General features: G+C 66.0%; 13 protein-coding genes. 8 read left to right on the top strand and 5 right to left on the bottom strand.

Features of this window, described 5'->3' with window-relative positions; genetic code table 11:
* Positions 1 to 88: 88 nt before the first annotated feature.
* The 3 genes from CXY80_RS12980 to CXY80_RS12970 all read left to right on the top strand — a co-directional run bounded on the left by CXY80_RS12980 (position 89) and on the right by CXY80_RS12970 (position 1609).
* Positions 89 to 640: a hypothetical protein gene (locus tag CXY80_RS12980; RefSeq protein ID WP_104132765.1), complete on the top strand. Its 552-nt coding sequence runs from the start codon at positions 89 to 91 to the stop codon at positions 638 to 640.
* Between the two features lie 346 nt (positions 641 to 986).
* Positions 987 to 1316: a hypothetical protein gene (locus CXY80_RS12975; protein ID WP_092451242.1), complete on the top strand. Its 330-nt coding sequence runs from the start codon at positions 987 to 989 to the stop codon at positions 1314 to 1316.
* Complete coding sequence (locus CXY80_RS12970; protein ID WP_092451240.1) at positions 1313 to 1609, top strand: hypothetical protein; 297 nt, start codon at positions 1313 to 1315, stop codon at positions 1607 to 1609. The genes CXY80_RS12975 and CXY80_RS12970 overlap by 4 nt, the downstream gene beginning before the upstream one ends.
* Before the next feature lie 165 nt (positions 1610 to 1774).
* On the opposite strand, the gene CXY80_RS12965 is transcribed toward CXY80_RS12970, so the two are convergent.
* The 4 genes from CXY80_RS12965 to CXY80_RS12950 all read right to left on the bottom strand — a co-directional run bounded on the left by CXY80_RS12965 (position 1775) and on the right by CXY80_RS12950 (position 6457).
* On the bottom strand, positions 1775 to 2641 hold the full coding sequence (locus CXY80_RS12965; protein ID WP_104132764.1) for an amino acid ABC transporter ATP-binding protein: 867 nt from the start codon (positions 2639 to 2641) through the stop codon (positions 1775 to 1777).
* A complete protein-coding gene (locus CXY80_RS12960; RefSeq protein ID WP_092451236.1) occupies positions 2628 to 3296 on the bottom strand; it encodes an amino acid ABC transporter permease in 669 nt (222 codons plus the stop codon). Before CXY80_RS12960 ends, CXY80_RS12965 begins: the two co-directional genes overlap by 14 nt.
* Positions 3297 to 3308: 12 nt before the next feature.
* Positions 3309 to 4124 (bottom strand): amino acid ABC transporter substrate-binding protein, encoded by an 816-nt coding sequence (locus tag CXY80_RS12955; RefSeq protein WP_104132763.1) that lies wholly within the window; start codon positions 4122 to 4124, stop codon positions 3309 to 3311.
* Between the two features lie 194 nt (positions 4125 to 4318).
* Positions 4319 to 6457: an ATP-dependent DNA helicase RecQ gene (locus CXY80_RS12950; RefSeq protein WP_104132762.1), complete on the bottom strand. Its 2139-nt coding sequence runs from the start codon at positions 6455 to 6457 to the stop codon at positions 4319 to 4321.
* A gap of 244 nt (positions 6458 to 6701) precedes the next feature.
* Here CXY80_RS12950 and CXY80_RS19530 point away from each other — a divergent pair, with 244 nt between their 5' ends.
* The 3 genes from CXY80_RS19530 (at position 6702) to CXY80_RS12935 (ending at position 9053) form a co-directional block, all read left to right on the top strand.
* Positions 6702 to 6845 (top strand): hypothetical protein, encoded by a 144-nt coding sequence (locus tag CXY80_RS19530; protein WP_158251650.1) that lies wholly within the window; start codon positions 6702 to 6704, stop codon positions 6843 to 6845.
* Between the two features lie 144 nt (positions 6846 to 6989).
* Complete coding sequence (locus tag CXY80_RS12940; protein ID WP_092451228.1) at positions 6990 to 7727, top strand: hypothetical protein; 738 nt, start codon at positions 6990 to 6992, stop codon at positions 7725 to 7727.
* A 48-nt stretch (positions 7728 to 7775) separates the two neighbouring features.
* Positions 7776 to 9053 (top strand): M18 family aminopeptidase, encoded by a 1278-nt coding sequence (locus CXY80_RS12935; protein ID WP_104132760.1) that lies wholly within the window; start codon positions 7776 to 7778, stop codon positions 9051 to 9053.
* A gap of 222 nt (positions 9054 to 9275) precedes the next feature.
* On the opposite strand, the gene CXY80_RS12930 is transcribed toward CXY80_RS12935, so the two are convergent.
* Entirely contained in the window at positions 9276 to 10190 is a 915-nt protein-coding gene (locus CXY80_RS12930) for an oxygenase MpaB family protein (RefSeq protein ID WP_092451224.1), read from the bottom strand.
* An 830-nt stretch (positions 10191 to 11020) separates the two neighbouring features.
* Between CXY80_RS12930 and CXY80_RS12925 the strand changes: the two genes are divergently transcribed.
* Entirely contained in the window at positions 11021 to 12529 is a 1509-nt protein-coding gene (locus CXY80_RS12925; protein WP_092451222.1) for a class I adenylate-forming enzyme family protein, read from the top strand.
* Entirely contained in the window at positions 12526 to 13785 is a 1260-nt protein-coding gene (locus tag CXY80_RS12920; RefSeq protein WP_104132759.1) for a beta-ketoacyl synthase, read from the top strand. The genes CXY80_RS12925 and CXY80_RS12920 overlap by 4 nt, the downstream gene beginning before the upstream one ends.
* Positions 13786 to 13792: the final 7 nt, after the last annotated feature.

Here is a 13792-nt window from a genome sequence, read left to right as displayed (position 1 = left end):
GGGTTGTCTTCAGGTATTGCCGATCTGGGGTGGCCCTGTCACCATCGGAGCGTTGCCGCAATGATGCGAGCCGCATTAGGGAGCCCGAATGAAAAAGATCCTCTATATCGACCTCGACAACACACTCGTCAACGTGCAATCGGGAATCGACCGCCTGACCAACGTGGAATACAGCCGCTACGAAAAAAGACTCGATGAGGTGCCGGGCGTTTTCGCCCGGATGGAACCGATCAGCGGCGCGATAGAGGCCTTTCGTGCCCTGGTGAAATCCTTTGACACCTATATTTTGTCGATGGCGCCGTGGGGCAACGCGAGTGCCTGGCAGCACAAGCTGGAGTGGGTACAGGAACATTTAGGAGCGGATGCGACCGGTCCGGCCTACAAACGGCTGATCCTCTCGCACCACAAGCATTTGAATCGCGGAGACTTTCTGGTCGACGATGGCATGGCCGTCGGGGCTGACCGGTTCGAGGGGGAGCTGATCAAGTTTCTGACACCGAAGTTTGCGGACTGGCACACGGTCACGCGTTATCTGCTGGAGCGGGCCGAAACGCCGCTCCGTTCGGAGCCGCGCGCCAAGCGGGAATCCCGGTCGCTGCGCTCGAGTGATCTGCAGACCGTGGTGTCCTCGGCTCGGTGATTTTTCCCGGCGGAACAGTCAGCCACTAGGTGTTTTGGTGCTTGAGCAGGTGCCCCCGGCGTTGTATATTCATGCTGTCTAGATAAGTCCGATCGCCCTATCGGCCGGACTGATCTTTCTGTGTGCGGTGGGATTTCACGGTGCGATCTGTCTGCGACCAGCGCCTGAACTCACCGTCACCAACCCTGAGAGACCTCTGTGGGTGCGGAGTATACATCTTCTGAAAGTCTTGACTAGGGGTTTACCCACATGTAAATCTGGGGTAATCTCATTTTTCAGACGGGCAATGTCCTGCCAGGGTGGTTTACCCTCGCGAGTCAATGCCACCAGATGATTGGGTGACGACATGGTGGAACTGAAGTCGGATTTCGTTCCGATGGGCGAAGTGAGCGCTGATGAGCGCTCCAGAATGGCTTTTGGCAAGGCCGGCGTGCACCGTGATGATCGGTATGCCGTTGCGGTGAATGCCGAGGGTGAAATTCTTCTGACGCCGCTCGTGTCCATTCCCCGCCGGGAACTTCTGGTCTGGGATGACGAGGGAATTCGTGCCGCTCTGGTGCGTGGCCTCGAGCACAGTTCCAAGGACGAAACGAGTGAGGGCGGTGACTTCACCCGGTACGCCGAGGAAGACCACCCGCTCGAGGACGAGAATGCCTCCGCCGAGCCCCGGTCATGAGCTTTACGCTCCTGCTCACTCGGGAAGCGGCATCCGGACTCTCCATTCTAGAAGCGAAACCGCAACTGGTCGGCCGACTCAAGCGCGTGCGAACCGCGCTCGGTCGGCTGCAGCTGAACCCCGAAGATCCGGCCCTGCGCTCACACAAATATGTGTCGCTCGCGGGCAAGAAGGGCGAGGCCGTCTGGGACTCCTACATTGAGCACCGCACGCCCACAGCCGGTCGCATCTACTGGCATTACGGACCAGGGCTCGACCGCATCACCGTCGTGATCATCACGCCGCACCCATAGCGCCCGCCCGCGCTCCGCGGTAACGAACCGGCGTAGCGGCTACCCGTTTCGAGCGCGGTCGTGCGGGTCGCGGATGCCGTGGCAGCTGCTCGGGCCGTTCGGACCCCGGTCACGCCGCGCTCTGCTCAGTGCCTGCTGCTCGGTCGGCGGCTCAGTGCCCGCAGCCTAGAACGGGTTGAGCAGTCGGTGCAGAAACTGGCGGGTGCGTTCATGTTGCGGGTTCCGCAGCAGCTGTTTCGGGTCGCCGTGCTCGACGATCGTTCCGCCGTCGACGAACGCAATCTCGTGGGCGACCTCTCGGGCGAATTCGAGTTCGTGGGTGACGATCACCATGGTCCAGCCCTCGTCGGCGAGTTCCTTGATCAGGCGCAGCACGTCGCCGACCAGCTCGGGATCGAGAGCGGATGTCGGTTCGTCGAACAACAGCACCTGCGGCCGCAGGGCGAGTGCCCGAACGATTCCGACCCGCTGTTGTTGGCCGCCGGAGAGCTCGAACGGGTAACTGTCCCGCTTGTCGGTCAGGCCGACCCGATCGAGGAGGGCGAGTGCTTCGGCGGTCACCTCGGCTGCCGGGCGTCGCTGCACGATTACCGGTCCCTCGATCACGTTCTGCAGCACGGTTTTGTGCGGGAACAGGTTGTAGTGCTGGAAGACCATCGCCGACCGGTCGCGCAGGCTGGCCAACTCTTTCGGTGAGGTTTTCGCCGCAAAATTGATGGTCAACGGTGCGGCCGAGCGCTCGCCCCGGCCGGCAGCTGAACCGCCCGGACCCCGGTCACTCGCGCTGGCGACGGCGACGTCGATCGTGCCGCCGTCGGGTAATTCCAACCCGTTCAAGCAGCGCAGGATCGTGGTCTTGCCCGAGCCTGACGGTCCGATCAGCGCGAGTACCCGGCCGCGACCCACGGTGAGGTCTACCGATTCCAGGACTCGGTTGCTGCCAAAACTTTTCTGCAGGCCGCGCACGCGCAGCAGGGGAGCGGCATCCATTTCGCCGGCGGCAAAGCCGGGCGAGAGATCAGCGGGCGACATAGCGGTCCAATCGCTTTTCGAGAAAACCCTGCCCGGTGGAAAGCACGAGGCAGATGACCCAGTAGATCAGGGCTGCTTCGAGGTAGATCAGCATGAATTCCTGGCTGAAAGCAGCGATCTGCTGCGCCTCACGAAACAGCTCGGTGACCAGGATCGTGGAGGCCAGCGAGGTGTCCTTCACCAGGCTGATGAAGGTGTTCGACAGCGGCGGCACCGAGACCCGGGCTGCCTGCGGCAGGATGATGCGGGTGAGAGCCCGACGGTGCGACATGCCGATCATGTAGGCCGCTTCCCACTGGCCCTTGGGTACCGAGAGAATCGCGGCCCGAATGACCTCGGCCGCGTAGCCACCCACATTGATCGAGAAGGCGACCACAGCGCTCGGCCACGGATCGATCGTCACGCCGATCGACGGCAGCCCGTAGAAGATCACAAATAGTTGTACCAGCAGCGGAGTGCCTCGCACGATCGAGATGTAGCCGCGTGCGATTCCGGACAGCCAGCGGCGGGTCGACAACCGCATCAATGCCAGTGCAATCGCGAGCACGAGCCCGATCGCGAACGACATCAGGGCGAGCGGAATCGTGCCGCGCACCGCGCCGTCGAACATTGGCCACAGCGAGCTGAGGAACAAATCCCACTCAGGTTGGATCATCGACGTGTCGGTTTACTGGCTGACGTCGGCGCCGAAGTACTTGTCCGAGAGCTCGGCCAGCGTGCCGTCGGCGCTAAGGGTGGCGAGCGCTTGGCTCACGGCGTCGGCCAGGGCCGTGCCGTCCTTGGCGAAGGCGAACGCGCTCTCCGAGCGCTCCTCTGTCTCGGCGGCGATCTTCAGGTTGTCGGCGCCGTTGGTCTTCTGGTAATCGAGGAAGGTCAGCTTGTCGTTGACCGTGGCATCCACTCGGCCCTGTTCGACCAGGGCGACCGATTGGGCCCAGCCCTCAACGCCCTCAACGGTGGCGCCACTCTCAGTAGCGAGGGTGTTCCAGTTGCTGGTCAACGACTGCGCGGTTGTCTTGCCGTCGAGGCTCGCGAACGAGGTGATCGAGGTGTTGTCGGACGGAACCACGATGACGCCGGTGGAGTAGGTATACGGCGTGGAGAACTTGTAGGCGTCCAGGCGTTCCGGCGTGATGGACACCTGGTTGGCGATGGTGTCCCAGCGGCCGGCGGTGAGGCCGGCGAAGATGGCGTCCCACTGGGTTTCTTCAAACTTGGCGTCAACGCCGAGCTCGGTGGCGACGGCGCGAGCGACTTCGACGTCATAACCGGTCAGTTCGCCGGATCCGTCTTCGTGGAACGAGAACGGCCGGTAGGTTCCCTCGGTGCCGATCACGAGGGTGCCGGTGTCGAGCACACTGCTGAGCGAATCGTCGGTGCCGGTCGTGCTGTCCGCTGCGTTGTCGGCGCTGGAGGCCGAGCAGCCGGTCAGGGTGAGGGCGACGATGGAAAGCAAAGCGGCTGGAATGAATCTGAGCTTCATGAAAAACGCCTAACGAACTAATGGGGGTGAGCGCGGGTCGTGCGGGTACTGTCCCAGAATGTGCGGAGGCCGCGAGTAGCGGCGTCCCCAGCGTAACAAGGCGCTGGCGGGCTCGAATATTCCGGTTACGCCCGATGGCAGCGCTGGTTGGGTACGAAAGCAGCGCTTGTCGGCCACGACGCAACGCCCAGCGGCTACGAGCGCAGTGCGAGCGTGAACGGCAGCACGGCCGAGGCGCCGTGCTGGCGCAGCACGCGGGCGGCCACGGTCACGGTCCAGCGGCTGTCGGCAAGGTCGTCGATGAGCATAATAGGGCGCCCGGCGAACGGTGCGAGCGCCTCAGCGAGATTGGGCCCCACCGCGAATCGGTCCCAGACGCTGGACAGCCGGTAGGCGCTGTTGCCGCCGGGTTCACCGGTGGGGCCGCCGTTCGCCCAGTTCAGGGCGCCGAGCCACGGCAGCCGGCCGACCTCGGACAGTGACCGGGACGCCGAATCGATCAGAAGCGGATGCTGCCGCGACGGCATCGAGACAATAGCCGCCGGTCGATCGGCCCACCCCCACTCGGCCAGCACCCGCACACAGGCGGCCAGCATGGCCGGCGGGGCTGCAGCATCGGCTGCACCGGTGGCGAAGAGATCTCGCAGGGGGCCGCCCCAGCCTAGGTCGGTCAGCCGGGCCAGCGCGCGGCCGGGTTCGGCGCGTTCGGTGAGGGGGATCTTGCCGGTGGCCGCGACGCCGAGGCTGCTCATGCCGGTGGGCCATTGGGCGCGCACGTCGATCGCGACGCCCACCCGGTCGAGCGATTGCGCGGCCGTGGTGGCTGCTCCCTCGGCCAGGTCGACCGGATACCAGGAGCCCTGGCAGTTGTCGCAGCGGCCGCAGGGCACGGCGGTATCGTCGTCGAGCGCACGTTGCAGAAATTCCATGCGGCAGCCGGTGGTGCTCTCGAATTCGAGCATCGCCCGCTGTTCGCCGAGCCGCGCGGCGGCGATGCGTTCGTAGCGTTCGGAGTCGTAGACCCAGGGCTGCCCGGTGGACTGCCAGCCGCCCTTGACCCGGTGCACGGCGCCGTCGACGTCGAGCACCTTGAGCAGCAGTTCGAGCGGGGTGCGCCGAAGGTCGACCCTGGCCTCGAGCGCCGGCGTCGACAGGGGTGCACCGGCAGCTTCGAGCGCGCCGATCACGGCGAGGGCCTTGGCCTGATTGGGCATCGAAGCGGTCGCGAAATAGTGCCAGATCGCCTCGTCCTCGGTGCCGGGCAATAGCAGCACGTCGGCCGAGGCGGTGGCACGACCGGCGCGTCCCACCTGCTGGTAGTACGCGACGGGGGAGGAAGGCGCCCCTAGATGCAGCACGAAACCGAGGTCGGGTTTGTCGAATCCCATGCCGAGGGCACTCGTGGCGATGAGCGCCTTGACCTGGTTGGTCTTGAGGAGCCCCTCGGACTCTTCGCGCTCAGCCGTATCGGTTTGCCCGGTGTAGGCGCGCACCGCGTGGCCGGCCTCACGCAGCAGCCGGGCGGTGTCTTCGGCCGCCGCCACGGTGAGGGTGTAGATGATGCCGCTACCGGGCAGATCGCCGAGGTGGCTGAGCAGCCAGGCCAGTCGAGCACGCGAGTCGGGCAGGCGCAGCACGCCGAGGCGCAGCGAAGAACGGGCGAGCGGGCCGCGAATCGTGACGACCTCTGCGGCGCCAGTGTCGGCACCAAAACCAGCGGCGACCATACCCACCTGCTCCGCGACATCTTGCACGACCCGGCTGTTGGCGGTCGCCGTCGTGGCGAGCACCGGCACCCCTGTCGGCATCTGGGCGATCAGGTCGCGCAGGCGACGGTAGTCCGGGCGAAAGTCGTGGCCCCAGTCCGAGATGCAGTGTGCTTCATCGACCACGAGCAGGCCGACGCGGGCGATCAAAGCGGGCAGCTGCTCATCGCGGAAAGACGGATTGTTCAGCCGTTCGGGCGACACCAGCAGCACGTCAACCTCGTCGGCATCGAGCTGACGCAGCACGTCGGCCCACTCGTGCGCGTTCGACGAGTTGATCGACACCGCTCTTACCCCGGCTCGCGCCGCCGCGGCAACCTGGTCGCGCATCAGTGCGAGCAGCGGCGAGACCAGAATGGTCGGGCCGGCGCCCTGGCGTCGCAGCAGCAGGGTCGCCACAAAATACACGGCCGATTTGCCCCACCCAGTGCGCTGCACGACGAGTGCGCGGCGGCGATGGTCGACCAGGGTTTCGATCGCCTCGTACTGGCCGTCGTGCCAGGAGGCGTCGTCCCGACCCACCAGGGTGCGCAGAATGGCCAGAGCGGATGCGCGGGTGTCGGTCATCCTTCAAGGGTGCCAGATACCACCGACAGTCCCGCCCGCCCTCGGGTTTGCGGGCGCGGAATGCTGCTCGACGCACTGAAAATCGCCGGGAAAGCCCATTCCGGTCGGGCGTCCGTGCGCGTACTGTTCTGTCATCGCTAGACCCAGGTCGGTGGGTATCTGTGTGGCTGGGGCACGCTCCCGCGCCCTCCCGATCTGGTTATGCGTCCTGGGATTAGTCACCGGCCTCCGGCTCGTGATGCTCATGGCTGGTCCATTCCTGACGGCAGCAGGTATCGACTTCCCCGGGTTTCTTTGGGTTGCCTCCATGGCACTGATCCCGCTGGGAATGCTGTGGTGGCTGGGGCTCGGCGTTGTGCTGCTGGTCAAGTCCCACCACGGCGGATAGGGGCCGGTCGATCCGGCAGCACCACAACGTTTCGCTGACCAAGCAGCCGCAGAACCCGCGCGATAGATTCTCGAACACCGGTCCAGCGTGCGTGTCGTGGGGCATCCGTCAGTTTTGAGCGACATCGCTCAGTAGGCTCGGTGGGTGAACGTGATTCAGGAGATCGAGACGCGGCTGCCGGAACAGGCGGTCGTCGGTTTTCGCCGACTCATCGGCCAGGCCCGTGTGGGCGACCCGATCCTGCTGCAGGAACGAGCCATGGCACGCATGGTCGCGCAAGCGCAGTGGATTTTGAACCGGGTCGGCACCGACGGCATCCGTTTGACTCAGGCCGGACACCTGCCGCCGGCCGTCGTCGTGGAGGCAGCCGCCGCGCTCGACTGGGGCTGGCCGATCAGCGTCAACCGTGAAGTCCACTTGAGCCCGCTGCAGGAGCTGCGCGGGCACCTGCGCGATGTCGGGTTGCTGCGCATCAGCAAGGGGACGCTGCTGCTCACCAAGAAGGGTCGCGCCCTTGCCGGGAATCCGCGCGAACTGTGGTGGCACCTCGCCCGCACCATTCATCACAGTCGGACTGCCGCCGTGAGCGATGCCACCCGACTGCTGCTGCTGTTCGTCGCGACCCGCGGCCTCACCCGACGCGAGGACTATCTGGTGACCCTCGCGCGCGCGCTCGGCTCACTCGGCTGGGTGCAGTCCGACGGTCAGGAACCGACGACGGACTCGGTTTGGCACCTCGTCGACACCAAGTGGCGCCTGCTCAACCGGCTCAGCGTGTTCGAGCAGACCGATGCCTGGCACGGCGACCGCAGCGCTGTCACCGTTGGCGGCGCGGCTTTCGCCCGAGCGGCCCTGCAATCCGAGGCGCCGGTCGCTGGGTAGATCACGCCCACGGCATCCGCTGCCCGACCTGAGTGGTTGGATGGAGGAATGGATGCAACGCCCGACTACATCACCGATTTCACTGCTTTTCTGCAAGCCTCACCGTCGTCGTACCACGCCGCAGCCGAGGTGGCCCGGCGCCTCGACGCGGCCGGTTTCACCCGGCTGAGCGAGTCAGACAACTGGATCGATGCTGCAGAGCGTTGCTACGTCGTGCGCGACGGCGCCGTGATCGCCTGGTCCCAGCCGGCCAACGCCGGGCCCACCACGCCGTTCCGCATCCTCGGCGCGCACACCGACTCCCCGGGGTTCAAGCTCAAGCCCAAACCCACGATCGGCGCACACGGTTGGCTACAGGCTGGCGTCGAGGTCTACGGCGGGCCGCTGCAGAACTCCTGGCTCGACCGCGAGCTCGAGCTCGCCGGCCGGCTGGTCACCCGCGATGGCGTTGAGCATCTGGTGCGCACCGGACCGTTCCTGCGTATCCCGCAGCTTGCGGTGCACCTCGACCGCGAGGTCAATAACGGCCTGACCCTCGACAAGCAACGCCACCTCACGCCGGTCTTCGGCGTCGGCGATGCCGCCGAGGCCGACCTGCTGGCTCATCTGGCCAGTCTGGCCGGTCTTCGGGCAGCGGATGTTGCCGGTTACGACATTCTCACCGCAGACACCAACCCTCCGGCGACGTTCGGTCTCGGCCAGGAGCTGTTTGCCGGCGGGCGCCTCGACAACCTCACCTCGGTGTACGCCGGGCTGCGCGCCCTGATCCTGACGAGCGAGCACACCACCGGCCCGATCAGCGTGCTGGCCGCCTTCGACCACGAAGAGCTCGGCTCGCAGTCCCGCTCCGGCGCGAGCGGGCCGCTGCTCGATGACATTCTCACTCGGATCGGCGCCGGTCTCGGCGCATCCGTTTCGGAGCGGCTGCAGGCCTACGCCGAGTCCTGGTGCCTCTCCGCCGACGCCGGACATGCCGTGCACCCGAACTACCCCGAGCGCCACGACCCGGCGAATGCGCCCATTCTCGGCGGCGGCCCGCTGCTTAAAATCAATGCCAACCAGCGTTACGCAACGGATGCCCATGGCGCGGCCCTGTGGGCGCGCACCTGCGCCCAGGCCAACGTTGAGTACCAGGAATTCGTCTCCAACAACACGGTTCCCTGCGGGTCGACCATCGGACCACTGACCGCGACCCGCCTCGGCATCCGCGTCGTCGACGTTGGTGTGCCGTTGTTGTCGATGCACTCAGCGCGGGAACTCTGCCACGTCAACGATCCCCAAGCGCTCAGCGCGGCTACGGCTGCGTTCTTCGTGCCCGAGGCGTAACCGGACCTGGTCCGGACGGCACCCATTCGAGGGCTGGGTCAGGAGCGGGTGCTGATAGGGCGAGGGCTGGGGTGTCGGTGTATCCGCTGTCGCCCGCTCGACGACGTCAAGCTGCACGCCGATGAAGTCACTACCGCAGTACTCGATCACGGTGTGTGGAATGCCTTCCGGCGCCAGGGCCTGATCTTACCGAGTAACAGTCGATCGAGGCCCGCGCGGGGGCTACGTCTCGGGAGCGAGCTGGTCGGTGCGTGTGATCCGCGCCAAACGTGCGCGGGCAGCATCCTCTGAGGTCGACGAAGGGCCGAGCAGGGTGCGCACGACGCCCAGAACGAGGCGGGTGGCCCAGAGGGAGGGCAGTCGGGAGCGTTTCAGACCGAGCATGTCGCGATACTCGCGAGGGATCGAGGCGACGGCCCCGGCGAACATGATGCGGTAAAAGGGCAGCATGCCACGGCTGAGCGGCGGGTAGCGGATGAATCGCACCGCCTCGGCGACGCGGGCGTCGCTTTTCAGGGTTCCGGCGCTGCGAAAGGCCTCCAGCTGGGCGGCGAGTTCACTGGCCGAATGTGGAGCATTTTGCACGCCGATCAGCTCGCCGGCCGTGGCCCATTCGTTGACGTAGCCGTCGGAACCGCCGGGAATGGCGTCGCCCCAAAGCAGGTGGGTCTGCAGGAAGGCGTCGGTGAAGACCACGTGCACCCACGAGAGAAGCTCGGGGTCACCCGCGGTGTACGGCCGTTCTTTGCCCTGCGCATCAAGGTAGGTCCCGGCGACGCGTTCGTGAAAGTGAGCCACCCGGTCCGATTCGCGCTGAGCCACCACCGTGTCCGCGAAGGTCACGGTGACGAGCCATTGAATCGTTCCCGACAGGCGGCCGAGCGGGTCTTCGTGATAGCGGGACCAGTCGTGCACCCCGGCCATCGCGCCCGGGTGCAGCGTCTGCATGAGCAGGGCCCGAATGCCGGCGACCATGGTCGCCATTCCGCCGTGTACCGCCCAGGCCGCGCTGCCCGGGCCGAAGTACCCGGCGTCGTCGCCCGTCGCTATCTGGCCGACCCATTTCGGCCGGCCTTCGCTGTTGCCCGACAGCGTGACCAGTAGGTGCGAGCGCCAGCTGTCAAAAAATTTGCCCATCCTCGGATGGTAGCCCTGCCCTGCTGGACGCTCGCCGCGAGTGCAGCAGCGCTGGCGTTGCGTATCGCGAGTTCTGCGGATTTTACGTTGAGTTTGTCGTGCTGTCGCGGTATAGGTTGCAGGCTCTGTCGAATCCGTCCTTGGTGGTGGTGGTGACGATTGGCCATTAGCCACCGGAGCGAGGTTAACCGTCGCAATGAAAGTAGGTTCAAGCTCCGTGAGAAAGCCGATGCGGAGGGGGCGGAGCTGGGTGATGTGGGTGATGGTCATGATGAGTCTCCTCGGTTAGGCGTTGCTGTCGGCATAGCGGGTAACAGTGCACGTTTCGTCGGGCTGGGTGTCGATGCGGCCCTCGTCGGCCAGCCCGAAGGCTGGCCGACCCTGGCTCCTACAGTTCGGCGGCGTCGGTCGCGTCGGTGATGATCCGCGCCCCGAATTCTTTGATGAGGCGGTGGCATCCGGCACTGCTGGTGGGTGAGGTGGCCGGGCCGGGGACGGCGCCGAACGGGTTCCTAGCGCGGCAGTGTGACCGGTGGTGTTCAGCGAACCAGAACGCCACTCCGTCTTCACCACGAGCGTCGTCGTACTGCCGGCGGCGATCAACCGTCTTCGCATCCGGAATCTTCGGACTGGAAAGTCCAGACCCGCTCGAGCAAGTCGGTGACGATCTGCTCTAATCAGCTGCGCTGAGCCGGATCGAGCCTGACCATCAGAGCAGAACTCTCGGGTCACCACGCCGTCACAACCCACGCAGACCGGTCGATTGAGGACTAGGTGGGGATTAGACTAATCGCATCGATCCAGGGCGTGGTCGCGCAAGGAGGTCGCGGGTGCCGATTACGCGGACCGTGCTGGAAGTCGCCGAGCAGTATCCGGACCAGCTGGCGATAGTTGCAGCTGATATTCGGCTGACGTATGCGCAACTCGTTGAGGATTCCCGGTACATGTTCGCCGCCGTGGAGGAGCTTCACTTGAGGCAGCACACGCCGCCGGTACCCGCCGCTGAAACCGGCGGCATCCCGATCACGGCCGTGAGCATCGCATCAGCGTTCCATACGGCACGCATCATCGCGGGGCTCGCGGGGTTCCGCGCTGTGTCGGCGACTATCGACCCACGGTGGCCGCTGGAGCACAGGGTCGGCGTCATTCTTGCCACGGGAATCGGTGTGGTGATCAGTGATGCTACCGACCTTGCGGATGCCCTCGCCGCGCGCGGCTGGACCGGTACGATCCAGCCGCTGGCCGACTTCATGCAGCGCGAGGCATCTGCCACGGCGGCGGCAGCACCGACGGTGCGGCACGGCAACGAGCCTTTCCTCCTCTTGTTCTCATCGGGCACGACGAGCAACCCCAAGGCATTCCTGAAGACGCGGCACCAGTACCGCGAGAACTTCGCGATCTCCAGTGCGCACCTGGAACCACGGCCCGGCGTCGCAACGCTCGCGCCCGGCCCAGTGTCGTACAGCCTCACCCTCTACGCGCTGATCGAGTGCCTCGCCTCCGGAGGCAGCGCGCACATGGCGGACGTGTTCAATCCGCTGGAAATGGCCGCGCGCATCCTCGACGAGAAGATCACCCGCGTCGTTACGGTCCCTGCCGTCGTGCAGGCACTGGTGAATGCCGCCCGTCGTGACCCCGCCCGCTTCACCACGCTCGAACTGATCGTCACTGGCGGCGCGAATCTACCCGCCGTTCTTCGTGCGGGTTTGGCCGACGTGCTGCCCGATGTGCGGCTGATCAGTTATTACGGTGCAGCTGAGATCGGGTTCATCGGTGACAGCCGTGACGGTGACGGCACAACTATCAACATCTACGATGGTGTCAAGGCGAGTATTCGCGACAAGGATGGCGCCGAGCTGCCCGACGGCGAGCCCGGCACGCTGTGGATCCGGGCCGCCGCTTGCTCCGACGGTTACATCGCCCGTACGACAAATGCCGTGCTGAAGGGCTCCGACGGCTGGTCAACCGTACATGACCACGGCCGGCTGGTCGACGGTGCGTTGGTTCTGGTGGGCCGCGCCGGAGACATCGCCGTCACCGGCGGACACAAGGTGGCGTTACCGGAGGTGGAACGCGCATTCGAGGTGATACCGCGCCTGGGCGCGATTTGCGCCGTGGCGCTTCCTCACGAACGGCTGGGCACTGTCATCGCCCTCGTCATCGAGGGTGAAACGCCAAACAAGGGTCAGCTGCTCACGCACGCGCGGCACAACCTGGCCCCGCAATTCGTCCCACGCCGTTGGTACTGGGTCGAGCGGCTGCCGCGCACAATCGGCGGAAAGATTCGCCGCGCCGCCACCGCGCAGCTCGTCGCGCGGGGAGAGGCCGTGCGGCTGTGAGCGATCGGCGCCGCGTGGTCATTACCGGGCTCGGGGCGATCACCCCGAGCGGCTTGGATGTGCCGACGATGTGGGATGCCGTCCGCCACGGCCGCAGCGCCATTACGACACTTGACGATCCCGAATTCGCCGACCTGGCCGTGCGCATCGGCGGACAGGTGCACGGGTTCGAGGTATCCAGCGTCCTCGCACCGAGCCTTGCCCGTCGGCTGAGCCGCAGCCAACACTGGGCCGTCGCGGCCGCTGACCAGGCACTGGCGCAGGCAGGCTGGACGCCCGGAACCGGCGAGATGCCGTGGGACCCGCACCGATTCGCGGTGATCGCCGCCACGGGCTCCGGACCGGTCAACGCCATGCAGCACGCCACCCGCGCCCTCGACGAGCGCGGCCCCCGAGCAGTGCCACTGACCCTCGCGATCTACGGTGCACCCGACGCAGCGGCGGCCCTACTCAGCCAGCGCTACCAGGCATTCGGGCCGGCACAGAGCGTATCGGCGACGTGCGCGAGCGGCGCGATCGGTCTCGGGGAGGCGCTGCGTCGCATCCGCCACGGCTACGCCGACGCAGTCCTCGTCGTCGGTGTCGAGGACTGCCTGAACCCGGTAAATCTCGCATCGAACGCGAACATACGCGCCCTGGCAGCTGGGTACGAGCATGATCCCGCCGCCGCATCCCGCCCCTTCGATCGGGCACGCTCCGGCTTCGTAATGTCGGCCGGGGCCGCCGCCATCCTTCTCGAGTCCGAGGAGGGCGCGCGCACCCGCCGGGCCACAGTGATAGCCCAGCTGGCCGGTTTCGGGGCGGCCAGCGATGCGTACCACCCGACCGCACCGCATCCACAAGGTCGAGGAGCGGCGCAAGCTGTGCGAGTCTGCCTTGCCGACGCCGGCGTCACGCCAGATGCCGTCGACCACATCAACGCACACGGCACCGGAACACCGACCGGTGATGCCGCCGAACTGAACGCGATGGATGCCGCGCTCGGTGATCGAGCTCGCAGCATCCCGATCAGCGCAACCAAGTCCAGCACAGGCCACCTCCTCGGCGCGTCCGGGGTGGTGGAGGCAATCATCGCCGTGCAGTCGTTGCGTGACGAGGTATTACCGCCCACTCGCAACCTCGACGACCTCGAGTTCGCGGGCTGGGATATCGTGGCCGGCAAGGCCCGCCGACAGCGTGTTGACACGGTGCTGTCGAACTCGTTCGGGTTCGGCGGCCACAACGGCGCGGTACTGATCAGACGCGCCAATGCATGACGAAGGA

Source organism: Cryobacterium sp. M91, from assembly GCF_002929615.1.
Classification (GTDB): domain Bacteria; phylum Actinomycetota; class Actinomycetes; order Actinomycetales; family Microbacteriaceae; genus Cryobacterium; species Cryobacterium levicorallinum.
This window is presented reverse-complemented; position numbering and strand designations above follow the sequence as displayed.

Coding starts and splice junctions, on each gene's coding strand:
- CXY80_RS12980 (WP_104132765.1), top strand. CDS start 89: ATGAAAAAGATCCTCTATATCGACCTCGACAACACACTCGTCAACGTG.
- CXY80_RS12975 (WP_092451242.1), top strand. CDS start 987: ATGGTGGAACTGAAGTCGGATTTCGTTCCGATGGGCGAAGTGAGCGCT.
- CXY80_RS12970 (WP_092451240.1), top strand. CDS start 1,313: ATGAGCTTTACGCTCCTGCTCACTCGGGAAGCGGCATCCGGACTCTCC.
- CXY80_RS12965 (WP_104132764.1), bottom strand. CDS start 2,641: ATGTCGCCCGCTGATCTCTCGCCCGGCTTTGCCGCCGGCGAAATGGAT.
- CXY80_RS12960 (WP_092451236.1), bottom strand. CDS start 3,296: ATGATCCAACCTGAGTGGGATTTGTTCCTCAGCTCGCTGTGGCCAATG.
- CXY80_RS12955 (WP_104132763.1), bottom strand. CDS start 4,124: ATGAAGCTCAGATTCATTCCAGCCGCTTTGCTTTCCATCGTCGCCCTC.
- CXY80_RS12950 (WP_104132762.1), bottom strand. CDS start 6,457: ATGACCGACACCCGCGCATCCGCTCTGGCCATTCTGCGCACCCTGGTG.
- CXY80_RS19530 (WP_158251650.1), top strand. CDS start 6,702: ATGGCTGGTCCATTCCTGACGGCAGCAGGTATCGACTTCCCCGGGTTT.
- CXY80_RS12935 (WP_104132760.1), top strand. CDS start 7,776: ATGGATGCAACGCCCGACTACATCACCGATTTCACTGCTTTTCTGCAA.
- CXY80_RS12930 (WP_092451224.1), bottom strand. CDS start 10,190: ATGGGCAAATTTTTTGACAGCTGGCGCTCGCACCTACTGGTCACGCTG.